The following is a 15,543-nucleotide window of genomic DNA, read 5'->3' as shown; positions in this document are numbered from 1 at the left end:
GCGATGAAATCGCGCCTGCTCCAGCGCCAGCTGCAGGAGTTGTTCGGCGGCGAGGGCGATGCCGGGTTCCGGCGCTGGCTCGAGACGGCCGAGCAGCAAGGGCAGGGCGAACTGGTGCAGGCCATCGGCAAACTCGTCGAACGGGTCGATGCCGCCTATCTGGCGTACACCGGGCTGAGCAACTGGAACACCGTGCTCTCCGGCGATGCGCTGGCCGACTGGAACCTGCGTAGCGGGACCATCGATGCCGGTCGGCACTGGAAGGAAATGCTCGGCTACAGCCAGGCCGAGATCGAAGACGGCATCGTTCATTGGCAGCGTCTGGTGCATCCCGACGACCTGCGTCAGCTGCAGTCGCGGATGGCGGCGCACGTGGCCAGCCGCGATCGCTGGTTCGAGCTCGAATGCCGGCTGCGGGCCAGGGATGGCAGCTGGCGCTGGTTTCTGGTGCGTGGTGCGGTGGCGGCCCGCGAAGCGAGTGGTGAGCCGGCACGGATGCTGGTCCTGCAGCGTGACATCAGCCAGAGCAAGGCGGGCGAGGCCGACCTGATCGCCGCCAAGGAGGCCGCCGAGTCGGCGAACAAGGCGCGGGGGGCCTTCCTTGCCAACATGAGCCACGAGATCCGGACGCCGATGAACGGCATCATCGGGATGACCGAACTGGCCCTTGATACCGAGCTCGATGCCGAACAGCGCCATTACCTGAAGACCGTCAAGTCGTCGGCCGAGTCGCTGCTGACCATTGTCAACGACATCCTCGACTTCTCGAAGATCGAGGCCGGGCGGATGGAGGTCGAATCGGTCGCTTTCCTGGTCGAGGACGTGATCCTCGAGGCCGTCCGGGTCCTAGCCGTGAATGCCCATCGCAAGGGCCTGGAACTGGTCGTCGACGTACGTCCGGAAGTGCCGCTGCGGATGCTTGGCGACCCGACCCGCCTGCGGCAGGTGGTGATCAACCTGGTTGGCAATGCGATCAAGTTCACCGAACGGGGCGAGGTCGTCGTCAGCGTTGGCGTCGACCGCGGGGACGGGGGCGCTGATCTGCTCCATGTGGCTGTTCGGGATACCGGCATCGGTGTCCCGCAGGACAAGCAGCGGGCGATTTTCGATGCCTTCTCCCAGGCCGATGTGTCGACCACCCGCCGCTTTGGCGGCACCGGGCTGGGGTTGGCGATCTGCGCCAAGCTGGTCCAGTTGATGGGGGGGCGGGTCTGGCTGGAGAGCGCCGAAGGGCGAGGCTCGGTATTCCATTTTACGGTCGGTTTGCGAGTCGACCCTGGAACAGTGCCGCCGGCGGTGGTCGCTGCCTTGCCGTATCGCGGGCGACGGGCGCTGGTCGTCGAAGATTGCGAGGTCGCCGGGCGTTGCCTGCTCGGCATGCTCGAACGTGCCGGTATCCAGGCTTCGCTGGTGGCCGACCCGGTCCAGGCGGCGGCCGCGATGAACAAGAGCCGGGCCATGGATTTTCCTTTCGACTATCTGCTCGTCGATGCGGCGATGGCGGCGCCGGGCGGCATGGCGATGGTCGAGAGCTGGCGGCACGGTGGTCAGCGCGAGCGGATCATGGTGATGTTGACGACCGAGAATCAGCGCCACGATCTCGGTCGCCTGCGCGAACTCGGCGTTGCGGTACATCTGGTCAAGCCGGTCGGTGCCGGCGATCTCGAGGTGGCGCTGGGCTTGGCCGAAGTCTCCGGTGGTGGGGCGCGCGAGGGTGTCGAGCTTGACGCTTTCGATGTGCCGGATGTCCCTCTGGCGAGCCAGGTCGGCGGGTTGCGCGTGCTCCTGGTCGAGGACAATCCGGTCAACCAGGAGCTGGCGTTGCGCCTGCTGGAGCGGCGTGGCCACCAGGTCAAGGTTGCCAACAACGGCGCCGAGGCGGTGGATATGTTCGATCAGGGCTCGTTCGACGTCATCCTGATGGACATGCAGATGCCGGTGATGGGGGGCATCGAGGCGACCGAGGCGATCCGTTCGCACGAAATGCGGCGCAGCTGGGTGATTTCGCACGAATTGAAGCCGATCTACATCATCGCCATGACCGCCAATGTCATGGAGAGCGACCGTGAGCGCTGCATCGCTGCCGGGATGAATGATTATGTTGCCAAGCCCTTGCGGCCGGAGGTGCTGTATGCCGCGCTGGCCCGGGCCTCCGGCGAGGAGCCGGGAATCGCTTCGGTGATCGGGCCGGTCGTGGTGCGTACGCATGCCTCGGGGATCGACCTCAAGTCGGCGCTCGATAACCTGGGTGATGCCGATCTGCTGGCAACCATGGCCGGCATGTTGCTCGGTGAATGGGACGGGCATCTTGGCAACCTGGCGCAGGCGTTGGCGGCACGCGACCCGGTGGCGGTGCGTCTGCATGCGCATACGCTGAAGAGCCTGGTGGCGATGTTCCATGCCGAGGGCGCGCGCCGTCGTTCGCTCGAGATCGAGCAGGCGGTGATGGCGGAAAACCTCGACTGGCTCGCCTGCGAGGCCGGGTTTGCCGCGCTCCGCGACGAAATGGCGCGGATCCGACCGCATCTGCAGGCCTTCGTCGAAACGCGTGTAATGCCTTGAATTTGCCTGAAAAGGGCCTTTTCGGCTAAAATGGCAAGGTTAAAAAAGCACAAGCGGGGAGGCGCGAGCCTTCCCGCTTGGCACATGAACGAGCAGAAAAATTACAGGAGAGCTGACGTGTCGCTGCTGCCCTCATTCACACCCGCCATCCTCGCCCTCGCCGACGGGACGGTTTTCAAGGGCCAATCCATCGGCGCCGACGGCGTAACCAGCGGTGAAGTCGTTTTCAACACCGCGATGACCGGCTATCAGGAAATCCTGACCGATCCGTCGTATTCCCGCCAGATCGTCACGCTGACCTATCCGCATATCGGCAACACCGGCTGCAATGCCGAAGACTTCGAGTCGCGCGCCAACTACGCCGCCGGTCTGGTGGTCAAGGACCTGCCGCGCCTGGCCTCGAACTGGCGCTGCCAGGACGATCTCGGTACCTATCTGAAGAAGCACGGCATCGTTGCTATCGCCGGCATCGATACGCGCAAGCTGACCCGCATCCTGCGCGAAACCGGCGCCCAGGCCGGTTGCATCCTCGCCGGCGAGGTCGATGAGGCCAAGGCGCTGGCGATGGCCCGTGCCTTCCCGGGGCTGGCTGGCATGGACCTGGCCAAGGTCGTCTCGGCGACCGAGCGCTACACCTGGAGTGAAGCCGAGTGGACGCTCGACGGCTACAAGCAGCGGGGCGAGGAGCGCTTCCATGTCGTCGCCTACGACTTCGGCGTCAAGAGCAACATCCTGCGCATGCTCGCCGAGCGCGGCTGCAAGCTGACGGTTGTTCCCGCCCAGACGCCGGCTGCCGATGTCCTGGCGCTGCAGCCGGACGGCGTCTTCCTGTCCAACGGTCCGGGGGATCCGGAACCCTGTGACTATGCTATCGCCGCCATCCGCGAGATCCTCGCCGCCGGCGTGCCGACCTTCGGCATCTGCCTCGGCCACCAGTTGCTGGCCCTGGCTTCCGGCGCCAGAACGCTGAAGATGAAGTTCGGTCACCACGGTGCCAACCACCCGGTCAAGGACATGGATACCGGCCAGGTGTTGATCACCAGCCAGAACCACGGTTTTGCGGTCGACCCCGAGTCGATGCCGAAAAACCTGCGAGTCACCCATGTCTCGCTGTTCGACGGTTCCAACCAGGGGATTGCCCGCACCGACGTGCCGGCCTTCTCCTTCCAGGGGCACCCGGAAGCCAGCCCCGGCCCGCACGACGTGGCCTACCTGTTCGATCGCTTCCTCGACACCATGACGCGCGGCGTGGCTGCGCTCAACAGCGCGCAATAAGCGGCACAGAGAGAGATAACGATGCCGAAACGTACAGACATCAAGAGTGTTCTGATCATTGGCGCCGGCCCGATCATCATCGGCCAGGCCTGTGAATTCGACTATTCCGGTGCGCAGGCCTGCAAGGCCCTGCGCGAAGAGGGTTACAAGGTCATCCTGGTGAACTCCAACCCGGCGACGATCATGACCGACCCGGAAATGGCCGACGTCACCTACATCGAACCGATCACCTGGCAGGTCGTCGCCAAGATCATCGAGAAGGAACGTCCGGACGCGCTGCTGCCGACCATGGGCGGCCAGACCGCGCTGAACTGCGCGCTCGACCTCGACCGTGAAGGCGTGCTGGCCAAGTTTGGCGTCGAACTGATCGGTGCTTCCAAGGAAGCCATCGACAAGGCCGAGGACCGCCAGAAATTCAAGGACGCGATGACCAAGATCGGTCTCGGTTCCGCCCGCTCGGCCACTGCCCACAGCATGGAGGAGGCCTATCAGGTGCAGGCCACCATCGGCTTCCCGACCATCATCCGCCCGTCCTTCACGCTCGGCGGCACCGGCGGCGGCATCGCCTACAACATGGAAGAGTTCGAGACCATCTGCAAACGCGGTCTCGAAGCCTCGCCGACCAACGAGCTGCTGATCGAAGAGTCGCTGCTCGGCTGGAAGGAATACGAGATGGAAGTGGTCCGTGACAAGGCGGACAACTGCATCATCGTCTGTTCCATCGAGAACCTCGACCCGATGGGCGTGCACACCGGTGACTCGATCACAGTCGCGCCGGCGCAGACGCTGACCGACAAGGAATACCAGCTGCTGCGCAACGCCTCGATCGCCGTGCTGCGTGAAATCGGCGTCGATACCGGCGGCTCCAACGTGCAGTTCTCGATCAATCCGAAGGATGGTCGCTGCATCGTCATCGAAATGAACCCGCGCGTGTCGCGTTCCTCGGCGCTGGCTTCCAAGGCCACCGGTTTCCCGATTGCCAAGATCGCCGCCAAGCTGGCCGTCGGCTACACGCTCGACGAGCTGGCCAACGACATCACTGGCGGCAAGACGCCGGCGTCGTTCGAGCCGTCGATCGACTATGTCGTCACCAAGGTGCCGCGTTTCGCCTTCGAGAAGTTCCCGCAGGCCGATTCGACGCTGACCACCCAGATGAAGTCGGTCGGCGAAGTGATGGCCATGGGCCGCACCTTCCAGGAATCGCTGCAGAAGGCCCTGCGTGGGCTGGAAGTGGGTGTCGATGGCTTCAACCTGAAGTCGGTCGATCCGGAAACCATCGACGAGCAACTCGCCCGTCCGTCGCCGGATCGCCTGTGGTACGTCGCCGACGCCTTCGGCATCGGCATGTCGGTCGAGCGCGTCTTCGAACTGACCAAGATCGATCCGTGGTTCCTCACCCAGATCAAGGAGATCGTCGATCTCGAACTGGCCGTGGAAAAACGCGAATTTGCGTCGTTGACCGCGGAAGAGGTTCGTTTCCTGAAGCAGAAGGGCTTTGCCGACCGTCGTCTGGCCTACCTGCTGAAGACCAGCGAGTCCGAATTCCGCGCCCGCCGTCACGCCCTTGGCGTGCGTCCGGTGTACAAGCGCGTCGATACCTGCGCCGCCGAATTCTCGACCGGCACCGCCTACCTTTACTCGACTTACGACGAGGAGTGCGAAGCGCAGCCGACCGACAAGAAGAAGATCATGGTTCTCGGTGGCGGTCCGAACCGCATCGGCCAGGGCATCGAGTTCGACTACTGCTGCGTGCATGCCGCGATGGCCATGCGCGAAGACGGTTACGAGACGATCATGGTCAACTGCAACCCGGAAACGGTTTCCACCGACTACGACACCTCGGATCGCCTCTACTTCGAGCCGCTGACCCTGGAAGACGTGCTCGAAATCTGCGCCATCGAGAAACCGGTCGGCGTCATCGTCCAGTACGGCGGCCAGACGCCGCTGAAGCTGGCGCTGGCGCTGGAAGCCAACGGCGTGCCGATCATCGGCACGACGCCGGAGTCGATCGACATTGCCGAAGACCGCGAGCGCTTCCAGAAGCTGCTGCACGACCTCGGGCTGAAGCAACCGCCGAACCGCACGGCGCGCACCGAAGAGGATGCGCTGCGTCTGGCGCAGGAAATCGGCTATCCGCTGGTTGTCCGTCCGTCCTACGTGCTCGGCGGCCGCGCCATGGAAATCGTCCATGAGCAGAAGGATCTCGAGCGCTACATGCGCGAAGCGGTCAAGGTCTCCAACGATTCGCCGGTGCTGCTCGACCGCTTCCTCAACGACGCCGTCGAATGCGACGTCGATGCGCTGTCCGACGGCGAGGAAGTGATCATCGGCGGCGTCATGGAGCACATCGAACAGGCCGGCGTGCACTCCGGCGACTCGGCCTGCTCGCTGCCGCCGTACTCGCTGTCCGCTGCCGTTCAGGACGAGCTGCGCCGCCAGACCAAGCTGATGGCCAAGGCGCTCAACGTCTGCGGCCTGATGAACGTGCAGTTCGCGATCAAGGACAACGACGTCTACGTGCTCGAAGTCAATCCGCGTGCCTCGCGTACCGTGCCTTACGTCTCCAAGGCGACCGGGCTGCAGCTGGCCAAGATCGCTGCCCGCTGCATGGCCGGTCAGAGCCTGAAGGCCCAGGGCATCACCAAGGAAGTCGTGCCGCCGTACTACTCGGTCAAGGAAGCCGTCTTCCCCTTCGTCAAGTTCCCCGGGGTCGACACCATTCTTGGCCCGGAAATGAAGTCGACCGGCGAAGTCATGGGCGTTGGCACGACCTTCGCCGAGGCCTTCGTCAAGTCGCAGCTGGCCGCCGGCGTCAAGCTCCCGGTTTCGGGCAAGGTCTTCCTGTCGGTCAAGGACAGCGACAAGCAGAAGGCGGTCGAGATCGCCCGTCACCTGCACGAAGCCGGCTTCCATCTGGTCGCCACGCGCGGTACCGCGCACGCCATCGAGGCGGCCGGCCTGCCGGTGCAGCCGGTCAACAAGGTGACCGAAGGGCGTCCGCACATCGTCGACATGATCAAGAACAACGAGATTGCGCTGATCATCAACACCGTCGAGGAAAAGCGCGGGGCGATCAACGACTCGCGGTCGATCCGGACGTCCGGCCTGCAGGCGCGGGTGACGATGTACACGACGATCTGGGGTGCCGAAGCGGCCGCCGAAGGCATCCGCAACCTTGGCGAACTCGTGGTCTATCCGATCCAGGCGCTGCACGCGCAGCTGCACTGAAACCAACCAGAACCACCGCCGGGCCGCCTTTTTCGGGCGCCGGCGGTTTTGCTTTTGCAGGGAAATGAGATGAGCAAAGTTCCGTTGACCGTAACCGGCGCCGAAAAACTTCGCGAGGAGCTGCATCGGCTGAAGACCGTCGATCGCCCCTGGGTGATCGCTGCGATCGCCGAGGCGCGTGCCCACGGCGATCTCTCCGAAAACGCCGAGTACGATGCTGCGAAGGAGCGCCAGGGCTTCATCGAAGGGCGCATCCAGGAGGTCGAGGGCAAGTTGTCGAACGCCCAGATCATCGATCCCAAGCTGCTCGATGCCGACGGTCGCTGTGTTTTCGGTGCCACCATCGAGATCGAGGATCAGGACAGCGGCGAGGTCGTCGTCTACCAGATCGTCGGCGAGGACGAGGCCGACATCAAGAACGGCAAGCTGTCGGTGGCTTCGCCGATGGCCCGGGCGATGATCGGCAAGTATGCCGGCGATATCGCCCAGGTTCAGGCGCCGGGCGGCATCCGCGAGTACGAAGTGCTCGACGTGCGTTACGAGTAAGTCGATGAACCGCCTCGCCGAAAGCCTTTACCAGTTTGCGCTGACACTGTGGGTCGGCGGGCTGTGGGCGATCGGTTACCTCGCGGCGCCGGTGCTCTTTGCCCAGCTGGGCGATCGCCAGTTGGCCGGCCAGGTTGCCGGACAGCTGTTTGCCCTGGTAGCGGCGATCGGGCTTGGGGCGGCGATCTACCTGGTGGTTTTCCTGGTGGCCCGCAGTGGCGCCCGGGTCTTCCGCCAGGCCGGTTTCTGGCTGGTCCTGCTGATGGCGGCGATGGCCGCCGTCCAGCTGTTCGGCATCCAGCCACTGATGGCGCAGCTCAAGCTCGAAGCCTTGCCACGCGAAGTCATGGAGAGCGTGCTGCGCGACCGTTTCGCCACCTGGCACGGGATTTCCAGCGTGCTCTACCTGGTGCAGAGCGGGCTGGGATTGTGGCTGGTCGTCTGGAGCGGCCGCGCCGCCCGTTGATCAGCCCTGGAAGCTGCGTTTGGTGCGGCGGGGAGCGGCGGCGCGGGTTTTTTGCGAATTATTGCGGTCGACCGTCAACTTTTCCGGATTTTCCCGGTAGACGACGAGCAGTTTGCCGATATGCTGTACCGGCGCCGCGGCAAGTTCCTGGCAGATGCGTTCGTAGTAGGCCAGGCGATCCTCGCGGCTGTCGCCATAGACGCGGATCTTGATCAGCTCGTGCGCCTTCAGGCAGACGTCGATTTCCTTGAGCACGGCGTCGCTCAGGCCGTTCTCGGCAATCGAGACGACCGGGTTGAGGCCGTGGGCCCGGGCGCGCAGTTCGCGGACCTGGGCGGATGTCAGTTGTTGCATGTGAAAACCTTTCAAAAACGGCATTTTACCGAATGAAACGAACCAGAACCAGCAAGGCGTGGATGCGCGAGCATGTGAACGACCCCTATGTCCAGCTTGCGAAGAAGGAAGGCTGGCGCTCGCGCGCCGCTTTCAAGCTGATGGAGATCGACGACAAGGACAAGCTGCTGCGCCAGGGCGAGGTCGTCGTCGACCTCGGGGCGACCCCGGGCGGCTGGTCGCAGGTCGCCGTGCAGCGGGTCGGCAGTGGTGGTCTGGTGTTCGCCCTCGACTTGCTGGAGATGGCGCCGATTGCCGGCGTGCACTTCATTCAGGGCGATTTCCGCGAAGACGAGGTGCTGCGCCAGCTAGAAGAAAAACTCGGCGAGCGTCGGGTCGGGCTTGTAATGTCGGACATGGCCCCCAACATGTCAGGAGTGCCGCTGGTCGACCAGGCCCGGGTGATGCACTTGGCCGAGCTCGGGCTCGAGTTCTCGCAGGCTCATTTGAAACCGGATGGCGCTTTTCTGGTCAAAGTTTTCCAGGGCAGCGATTACGAGGCTTTCGTCAAGGCGATGCGGGCGACTTTTCGTACCGTCGCCGTGCGCAAGCCGGATGCCTCGCGTGACCGCAGCGCCGAGATTTACCTGCTTGGCCGCACATTGCGCTGACAGTTTTGTTTAGAATGATGTTTTTATCGCTCGACGAATCAGAAGGAGAGCCAGCTTGAACAACATGTTCAAAAACCTCGCGATCTGGATGGTGATCGGCCTCGTGCTGATGACCGTCTTCAACCAGTTCAACACCCGTCAGGTCGCGACCGGTGCCGTCGAGTATTCGCAGTTTCTCGAGGAAGTGAAGCAGGGGCGAATTTCCAAGGTGGTCATGGAAGGCCGCACGCTGAAAGCAACCACCAACGACGGCAAGCGCATCACCAGTTACGCACCGCCCGACCTGTGGCTGGTTTCCGACCTGCTCAAGTACGACGTCAAGATCGAGGCCAAGCCGGAAGAAGAGCCGTCCTTCCTGATGAACATCTTCGTCAGCTGGTTCCCGATGCTGCTGCTGATCGGCGTCTGGGTCTTCTTCATGCGCCAGATGCAGGGCGGCGGCAAGGGCGGCGCCTTCTCCTTCGGCAAGTCGAAGGCTCGGATGATGGACGAAGCCCAGAACACCATCACCTTCGCCGATGTTGCCGGTTGCGACGAGGCCAAGGAGGAAGTCCAGGAACTGGTCGACTTCCTGCGCGATCCCTCCAAATTCCAGAAGCTCGGCGGGCGGATTCCGAAGGGCGTGCTGATGGTCGGCAACCCGGGGACCGGCAAGACCCTGCTGGCCAAGGCGATCGCCGGCGAGGCCAAGGTCCCGTTCTTCTCGATTTCCGGTTCCGACTTCGTCGAAATGTTCGTCGGTGTCGGCGCTGCGCGTGTCCGCGACATGTTCGAAAATGCCAAGAAGCACGCCCCCTGCATCATCTTCATCGATGAAATCGACGCCGTTGGTCGCCATCGCGGCGCCGGCCTCGGTGGTGGCAACGATGAACGGGAGCAGACGCTGAACCAGTTGCTGGTCGAGATGGACGGCTTCGAGGGTCACTCGGGCATCATCGTCATCGCCGCCACCAACCGCCCGGACATCCTCGACCCGGCACTGCTGCGCCCGGGCCGCTTCGACCGCCAGGTCGTGGTGCCGCTGCCGGACATCCGCGGTCGCGAGGAAATCCTCAAGGTGCACATGCGCAAGGTGCCGATTGCCGGCGACATCAAGGCCGATATCATCGCCCGCGGTACCCCCGGTTTCTCCGGTGCCGACCTGGCCAACCTGGTCAATGAAGCCGCGCTGTTCGCGGCCCGTGCCAGCAAGCGGCTGGTGGACATGGAAGACTTCGAGAAGGCCAAGGACAAGATCATGATGGGGGCCGAGCGCCGCAGCATGGTGATGACCGAGGAAGAGAAGATGAACACGGCCTACCACGAGTCCGGTCACGCCGTCGTCGCCAAGCTGGTGCCGAAGTCCGATCCGGTACACAAGGTCACCATCATTCCGCGCGGTCGCGCCCTCGGTCTGACCATGCAGTTGCCCGAGCAGGACCGCTACGCCTACGACAAGCAGTACCTGCTGTCGCGCATCGCCGTCCTCTTCGGCGGGCGCATTGCCGAAGAGCTGTTCATGGACCAGATGACCACCGGTGCCTCGAACGACTTCGAGCGCGCCACCGCGATGGCACGTGACATGGTCACCCGCTACGGCATGTCCGATCTCGGGGTGATGGTTTACGGCGAGAACGAGGGTGAAGTTTTCCTCGGTCGCTCGGTGACCCAGCACAAGAACGTGTCGGAAGCGACGATGCAGAAGGTCGATGCCGAGATCCGCCGCATCCTCGACGAGCAGTACGCGCTGGCGCGCCGCCTGCTTGAGGAGAATCGCGACAAGGTCGAGGCCATGACCAAGGCGCTGCTCGACTGGGAAACCATCGATGCCGAGCAGATCGACGACATCATGGACGGCAAGCCGCCGCGTCCGCCGAAGCCGTCGCAAAGCCTGTCGCGTCCGAACCCACCGGGCGAGAAGCCCGGTGCCGAGCCGAGCGCCCCGGCGACGGCCTGAGCCTGAAACCAGGATAGCCGGGAGTTCTCTCCCGGCTTTTTTCATATGCAAAGCATTCAATGTGGAAAATTTCGCCTGTCGACCGAGCGTCCGCTGGTCATGGGCATCGTCAACCTGACGCCCGACTCGTTTTCGGGTGACGGGCGCGGCGGCGATATCGTTGCTGCCATCGCGCATGCCCGGCGACAGTTGGCGGCCGGTGCCGACATCCTCGACATCGGCGCCGAATCGACCCGACCCGGCGCCCAGCCGACGCCGGAGGACGAAGAGCTGCGGCGCCTGTTGCCGGTGCTTGCCGAAATCACCACCTGGGGGGTGCCGGTCTCGGTCGACACCTACAAGCCGGCGGTGATGCGGGCGGCGCTGGCGGCCGGTGCGAGCATGATCAACGACATCGCCGGCCTGGCCTCGGCGGAATCGCTGGCGGCCGTCGCCGACAGCGACTGCGGTCTGTGTCTCATGCACATGCAGGGGCGGCCGCGCGACATGCAGCAGGCGCCGGTTTATGGCGACGTCGTTGGCGAGGTTGCCGGTTGGCTGGCGGCAGCGGTTGAGCGATGCCAGGCGGCGGGTATTGCGCGCGAGCGCATCGTCCTCGATCCGGGATTCGGTTTTGGCAAGACGCTGGCGCACAATTTGGCCCTTTTTCGCGGGTTGACCGCAAAAGTCTGGTCCGGGCTGCCGCTGCTGGTCGGTGTCTCGCGCAAGACGATGCTCGGTCAGATCACCGGCCGTCCGGTCGAGGCCAGGCAGGCGGCGAGCGTCGCCGCGGCGTTGCTGGCGGCCCAGCGCGGTGCTGCCATCCTGCGCGTGCACGACGTTGCCGAGACCCGGGATGCACTGGCCGTGTGGGCGGCGATCGAAGACGCAAAATGAGCGGCATATCAGGGAGAGTGAAATGAGTAGAAAATATTTCGGCACCGATGGCGTGCGCGGCCGGGTCGGTCAATCGCCGATCACCCCGGAATTCGTCATGCGTCTTGGCTATTCGGCCGGCAAGGTGCTTTTGCAGCGCAACACGATGCCGGCCGGCGAACGGCCCAGCGTGCTGATCGGAAAGGACACCCGGGTTTCCGGCTACATGCTCGAATCGGCCCTGGAGGCCGGCTTCTCCGCGGCCGGCGTCGATGTCTGCCTGGTCGGGCCGATGCCGACGCCGGCGATTGCCTACCTGACCCGGGCGCTGCGCCTGCAGGCCGGAATCGTCATCTCGGCCTCGCACAACCCCTATTACGATAACGGAATCAAGTTCTTCTCGGCGCAGGGCACCAAGTTGCCGGACGAGGTTGAGCAGGAGATCGAGGCTGGTATCGATCGCGAGATCGTCTGCGTCGGGTCGGCAGAGCTCGGGCGGGCGCGGCGCATTGACGATGCGCGCGGGCGCTACATCGAATTCTGCAAGAGTACCTTCCCCAACGAACTCGACCTGCGCGGCCTGAAGATCGTCGTCGATTGCGCCCACGGCGCGGCCTATCACATTGCCCCGGATGTCTTCCACGAACTCGGAGCCGAGGTGGTCAGCATCGGCGTCCAGCCGAACGGGCTGAACATCAACGACGCAGTCGGCGCCACCGCGCCGCTGGCGTTGCGCGATGCGGTGCTGGCGCAGCGCGCCGATCTCGGCATCGCTCTCGATGGCGATGCCGATCGCATTCAGATGGTCGATGCCGCCGGTAATCTCTACGACGGTGACCAGTTGCTGCTGGCGATCGTCCGCAGCCGGGCGCGCAAGGCGCCGGTCCAGGGCGTGGTCGGGACCTTGATGAGCAATCTGGCGCTTGAACACGCCCTCGCCGACCTGAAAATTCCTTTCGCCCGGGCTGCGGTCGGTGACCGTTATGTGGTCGAGATGCTGCACCGGAATGGCTGGCTGTTTGGCGGCGAAAATTCCGGTCATATCCTGGCGCTGGATCGGCACTCGACTGGCGACGGCATCATTGCCGGTCTGCAGGTGCTGGCGGCGATGCGTGAGGCGGCTTGTGACCTGCGTACGCTGCTTGGAGCCCTGGTGCTCTACCCGCAGAAGCTGATCAACGTTCCGGTGGCCAAGGGCTTTGTCTGGCAGGACTGCCCGGCGATCCAGGCGGCCCGCGAGGCGGTCGAGGCGCGCCTGCTCGGGCGTGGTCGGGTGCTGCTACGTCCATCGGGCACCGAGCCGTTGCTGCGGGTGATGGTCGAAGGTGGTGATGCGGCCGAAGTCGCCGCTGCAGCCGAGGAAATCGCTGCCGCGGTTCGTGCTGCGGTTGCTGCTTGAAGCCGCTCGAGCATTGACCTCGGCTTGCCGCGCTGGCTATAATCCTTCGGTTTTTCCTTCGGAATCATCGCGCTCATGCGTCGCAAGCTCGTCGCCGGAAACTGGAAGATGCACGGCAGTCTCGACTTCAATGCCGGGCTGGTCGGGCGTCTGCGCGACGGTATCGGCGAAGTGGCGTGCGATGTCTTCGTCTGTCCGCCGTTTCCTTATCTAGCCCAGCTGCAGCAATTGCTGGCTGGGTCGGAGATCGGTCTCGGGGCCCAGAATGCCAGCGAGCAGCAGCAGGGCGCGTTCACCGGCGAGGTGTCGCTGGCGATGCTCCGCGATTTTGGTTGCCGCTACGTCCTGCTTGGGCATTCCGAGCGGCGTACCCTGTATGGTGAGTCGGATGCGCTGGTCGCCGCCAAGTTCGAAGCGGCCTTGGCGGCCGGGCTGGTCCCGGTGTTGTGCGTCGGCGAAACCTTGGCCGAGCGCGAAGCGGGGCTGACCGAGACGGTGGTTTTTCGCCAGTTGCGTGCGGTATTCGAGCGGGTTAGTGTCAAGGCGATGGCTGCTGCTTTGCTGGCTTATGAGCCGGTCTGGGCGATTGGCACTGGCGTGACTGCGACCCCGGTGCAGGCGCAGGCGGTGCATGCGGCGATTCGTGGTTTTGTCGGTGCTGGTGATGCCGCGGTGGCCGAGGGAGTGCGTATTCTGTACGGTGGCAGCGTCAAGCCGCAGAATGCGGAGGAGTTGTTTGGGCAGCCGGATATCGATGGTGGTTTGATCGGTGGAGCTGCGCTCGTAGCAGATGATTTTTTGGCGATTTGTCGCGCCGCAAACTGATAGGCATACAAAATGAACTGGTTGTTTTCCGTGGTTTTGACGGTCCATATCCTGGTGGCGCTGGCCATCATTGGTCTTGTGCTGATGCAGCACGGCAAGGGGGCGGACATGGGGGCGGCTTTCGGTAGCGGTGCCTCGGGCAGTCTTTTTGGTGCCTCCGGTTCCGCCAACTTCCTCAGTCGGACGACCGGAATTCTTGCTGCCGTCTTCTTTGCGACCAGTCTCTCGCTGGCCTACATTGCGTCGGAAAAGCCAAAAACGTCTGGCAGTCTGATGCAGGATTCGGTACAATCTCAGCCTGTTTCGCCGGCCGTTCAGGCTGGTGGCGAGGCGTCGAATGTTCCGGCTGGTGCGGGTTCCAAGGCGCAAGACGTACCTAAGTAACGCAAGGCGGCCGGCCCGGCATGAATCCCTCGCCGGGTGGGTCAAAAGAAGTGCCGACGTGGTGAAATTGGTAGACACGCTATCTTGAGGGGGTAGTGGCGCAAGCTGTGCGAGTTCGAGTCTCGCCGTCGGCACCAAAAATAACTGGGCTGCTCGTCGCAATCCGACTGCCCGTATAAAAAACTGACAACTTGGCGGCGGATTATGGAAGCTTACTTTCCGATCCTGATGTTCGTGCTCGTGGGGGTTGCTGTCGGCGTCCTGCCGGTTGCAATGGGCTTCATGCTCGCTCCGCGTCGCCCGGACCCTGAAAAGCTCTCGCCCTATGAATGTGGCTTCGAGGCTTTTGAAGATGCGCGCATGAAATTCGATGTGCGCTATTACCTGGTTGCGATCCTTTTCATCCTGTTCGATCTCGAAATCGCCTTCCTCGTGCCGTGGGCGACCGTCTTCTCGGACATGGTGGCCATCGATTCGCTCAAGGTCTTCGGTTTTGTCGAAATGTTGATCTTCATGGGCATTCTTGCGCTGGGCGACATCTACGCCTGGGCCAAGGGTGCGCTCGAGTGGGAATGAGGGCGTTAAATGGCAATCGAGGGAATTCTTCAGGAGGGCTTTGTCACCACCACGGCTGACAAGCTCATCAACTACATGCGCACCGGCTCGATGTGGCCGATGACTTTTGGTCTGGCCTGCTGTGCGGTCGAAATGATCCATGCCGGCTGTTCGCGTTACGACCTCGATCGTTTCGGTGTCGTCTTTCGCCCGAGTCCGCGCCAGTCCGATGTGATGATCGTTGCCGGAACGCTGACCAACAAGATGGCGCCGGCTTTGCGCAAGGTGTACGACCAGATGGCGGAACCGCGCTGGGTCATCTCCATGGGCTCCTGTGCCAACGGCGGCGGCTACTACCACTATTCGTATTCCGTCGTGCGCGGCTGTGATCGCATCGTTCCGGTCGATATCTACGTCCCGGGCTGTCCGCCGACGGCCGAGGCGCTGCTCTACGGGATCATTCAGCTGCAGAACAAGATCCGCCGCACCAACACCATTGCCCGCTAAC

14 protein-coding genes and 1 tRNA gene are annotated in these 15,543 nt (G+C 63.5%); 14 read left to right on the top strand and 1 reads right to left on the bottom strand.

Features of this window, described 5'->3' with window-relative positions; genetic code table 11:
- Positions 1 to 3: 3 nt before the first annotated feature.
- The 5 genes from DFR40_RS06625 (at position 4) to DFR40_RS06605 (ending at position 8,077) form a co-directional block, all read left to right on the top strand.
- Positions 4 to 2,562, top strand: coding sequence for a response regulator (locus tag DFR40_RS06625; protein WP_121457692.1), 2,559 nt, complete (start codon positions 4 to 6; stop codon positions 2,560 to 2,562).
- A 126-nt stretch (positions 2,563 to 2,688) separates the two neighbouring features.
- On the top strand, positions 2,689 to 3,837 hold the full coding sequence (carA, locus tag DFR40_RS06620) for a glutamine-hydrolyzing carbamoyl-phosphate synthase small subunit (RefSeq protein WP_121457894.1): 1,149 nt from the start codon (positions 2,689 to 2,691) through the stop codon (positions 3,835 to 3,837).
- A gap of 21 nt (positions 3,838 to 3,858) precedes the next feature.
- Positions 3,859 to 7,065, top strand: a complete 3,207-nt coding sequence (gene carB / locus DFR40_RS06615) for a carbamoyl-phosphate synthase large subunit (RefSeq protein WP_121457691.1) — start codon at positions 3,859 to 3,861, stop codon at positions 7,063 to 7,065.
- A 69-nt stretch (positions 7,066 to 7,134) separates the two neighbouring features.
- A complete protein-coding gene (greA, locus tag DFR40_RS06610; RefSeq protein ID WP_121457690.1) occupies positions 7,135 to 7,611 on the top strand; it encodes a transcription elongation factor GreA in 477 nt (158 codons plus the stop codon).
- Positions 7,612 to 7,615: 4 nt separating this feature from the next.
- Complete coding sequence (locus DFR40_RS06605) at positions 7,616 to 8,077, top strand: DUF4149 domain-containing protein (protein ID WP_121457689.1); 462 nt, start codon at positions 7,616 to 7,618, stop codon at positions 8,075 to 8,077.
- On the opposite strand, the gene yhbY is transcribed toward DFR40_RS06605, so the two are convergent.
- Positions 8,078 to 8,431, bottom strand: a complete 354-nt coding sequence (gene yhbY / locus DFR40_RS06600; RefSeq protein WP_121457688.1) for a ribosome assembly RNA-binding protein YhbY — start codon at positions 8,429 to 8,431, stop codon at positions 8,078 to 8,080. It abuts the gene before it with no gap.
- A 32-nt stretch (positions 8,432 to 8,463) separates the two neighbouring features.
- On the opposite strand from yhbY, the gene rlmE reads away from it, so the two are divergent.
- The 9 genes from rlmE (at position 8,464) to DFR40_RS06555 (ending at position 15,542) form a co-directional block, all read left to right on the top strand.
- Positions 8,464 to 9,081 carry a 23S rRNA (uridine(2552)-2'-O)-methyltransferase RlmE gene (gene rlmE, locus DFR40_RS06595; RefSeq protein WP_121457687.1) on the top strand — a complete coding sequence of 206 codons (618 nt, stop codon included), beginning with the start codon at positions 8,464 to 8,466 and terminating at the stop codon, positions 9,079 to 9,081.
- Positions 9,082 to 9,136: 55 nt separating this feature from the next.
- The gene (gene ftsH / locus DFR40_RS06590; RefSeq protein ID WP_121457686.1) at positions 9,137 to 11,017 is read left to right on the top strand and encodes an ATP-dependent zinc metalloprotease FtsH; all 1,881 of its coding nucleotides are present in this window, start codon (positions 9,137 to 9,139) and stop codon (positions 11,015 to 11,017) included.
- Between the two features lie 45 nt (positions 11,018 to 11,062).
- The gene (folP, locus tag DFR40_RS06585) at positions 11,063 to 11,893 is read left to right on the top strand and encodes a dihydropteroate synthase (protein WP_121457685.1); all 831 of its coding nucleotides are present in this window, start codon (positions 11,063 to 11,065) and stop codon (positions 11,891 to 11,893) included.
- A 22-nt stretch (positions 11,894 to 11,915) separates the two neighbouring features.
- Positions 11,916 to 13,271 carry a phosphoglucosamine mutase gene (gene glmM / locus DFR40_RS06580; protein ID WP_121457684.1) on the top strand — a complete coding sequence of 452 codons (1,356 nt, stop codon included), beginning with the start codon at positions 11,916 to 11,918 and terminating at the stop codon, positions 13,269 to 13,271.
- A gap of 75 nt (positions 13,272 to 13,346) precedes the next feature.
- Positions 13,347 to 14,096 carry a triose-phosphate isomerase gene (gene tpiA / locus DFR40_RS06575; protein WP_121457683.1) on the top strand — a complete coding sequence of 250 codons (750 nt, stop codon included), beginning with the start codon at positions 13,347 to 13,349 and terminating at the stop codon, positions 14,094 to 14,096.
- A 12-nt stretch (positions 14,097 to 14,108) separates the two neighbouring features.
- A complete protein-coding gene (gene secG / locus DFR40_RS06570; RefSeq protein ID WP_121457682.1) occupies positions 14,109 to 14,480 on the top strand; it encodes a preprotein translocase subunit SecG in 372 nt (123 codons plus the stop codon).
- A gap of 52 nt (positions 14,481 to 14,532) precedes the next feature.
- Positions 14,533 to 14,617 (top strand) — tRNA-Leu (locus DFR40_RS06565).
- Positions 14,618 to 14,681: 64 nt separating this feature from the next.
- Entirely contained in the window at positions 14,682 to 15,056 is a 375-nt protein-coding gene (gene ndhC, locus DFR40_RS06560; RefSeq protein WP_076094849.1) for an NADH-quinone oxidoreductase subunit A, read from the top strand.
- A 9-nt stretch (positions 15,057 to 15,065) separates the two neighbouring features.
- On the top strand, positions 15,066 to 15,542 hold the full coding sequence (locus tag DFR40_RS06555; RefSeq protein WP_121457681.1) for a NuoB/complex I 20 kDa subunit family protein: 477 nt from the start codon (positions 15,066 to 15,068) through the stop codon (positions 15,540 to 15,542).
- The last annotated feature ends 1 nt before the right edge of the window (position 15,543 follow it).

Source organism: Azonexus fungiphilus (assembly GCF_003634965.1).
Taxonomy (GTDB): Bacteria; Pseudomonadota; Gammaproteobacteria; order Burkholderiales; family Rhodocyclaceae; genus Azonexus; species Azonexus fungiphilus.
Note: the sequence above shows the minus strand (reverse complement) of the source record. Positions and strands in the feature narration are given on the sequence as shown.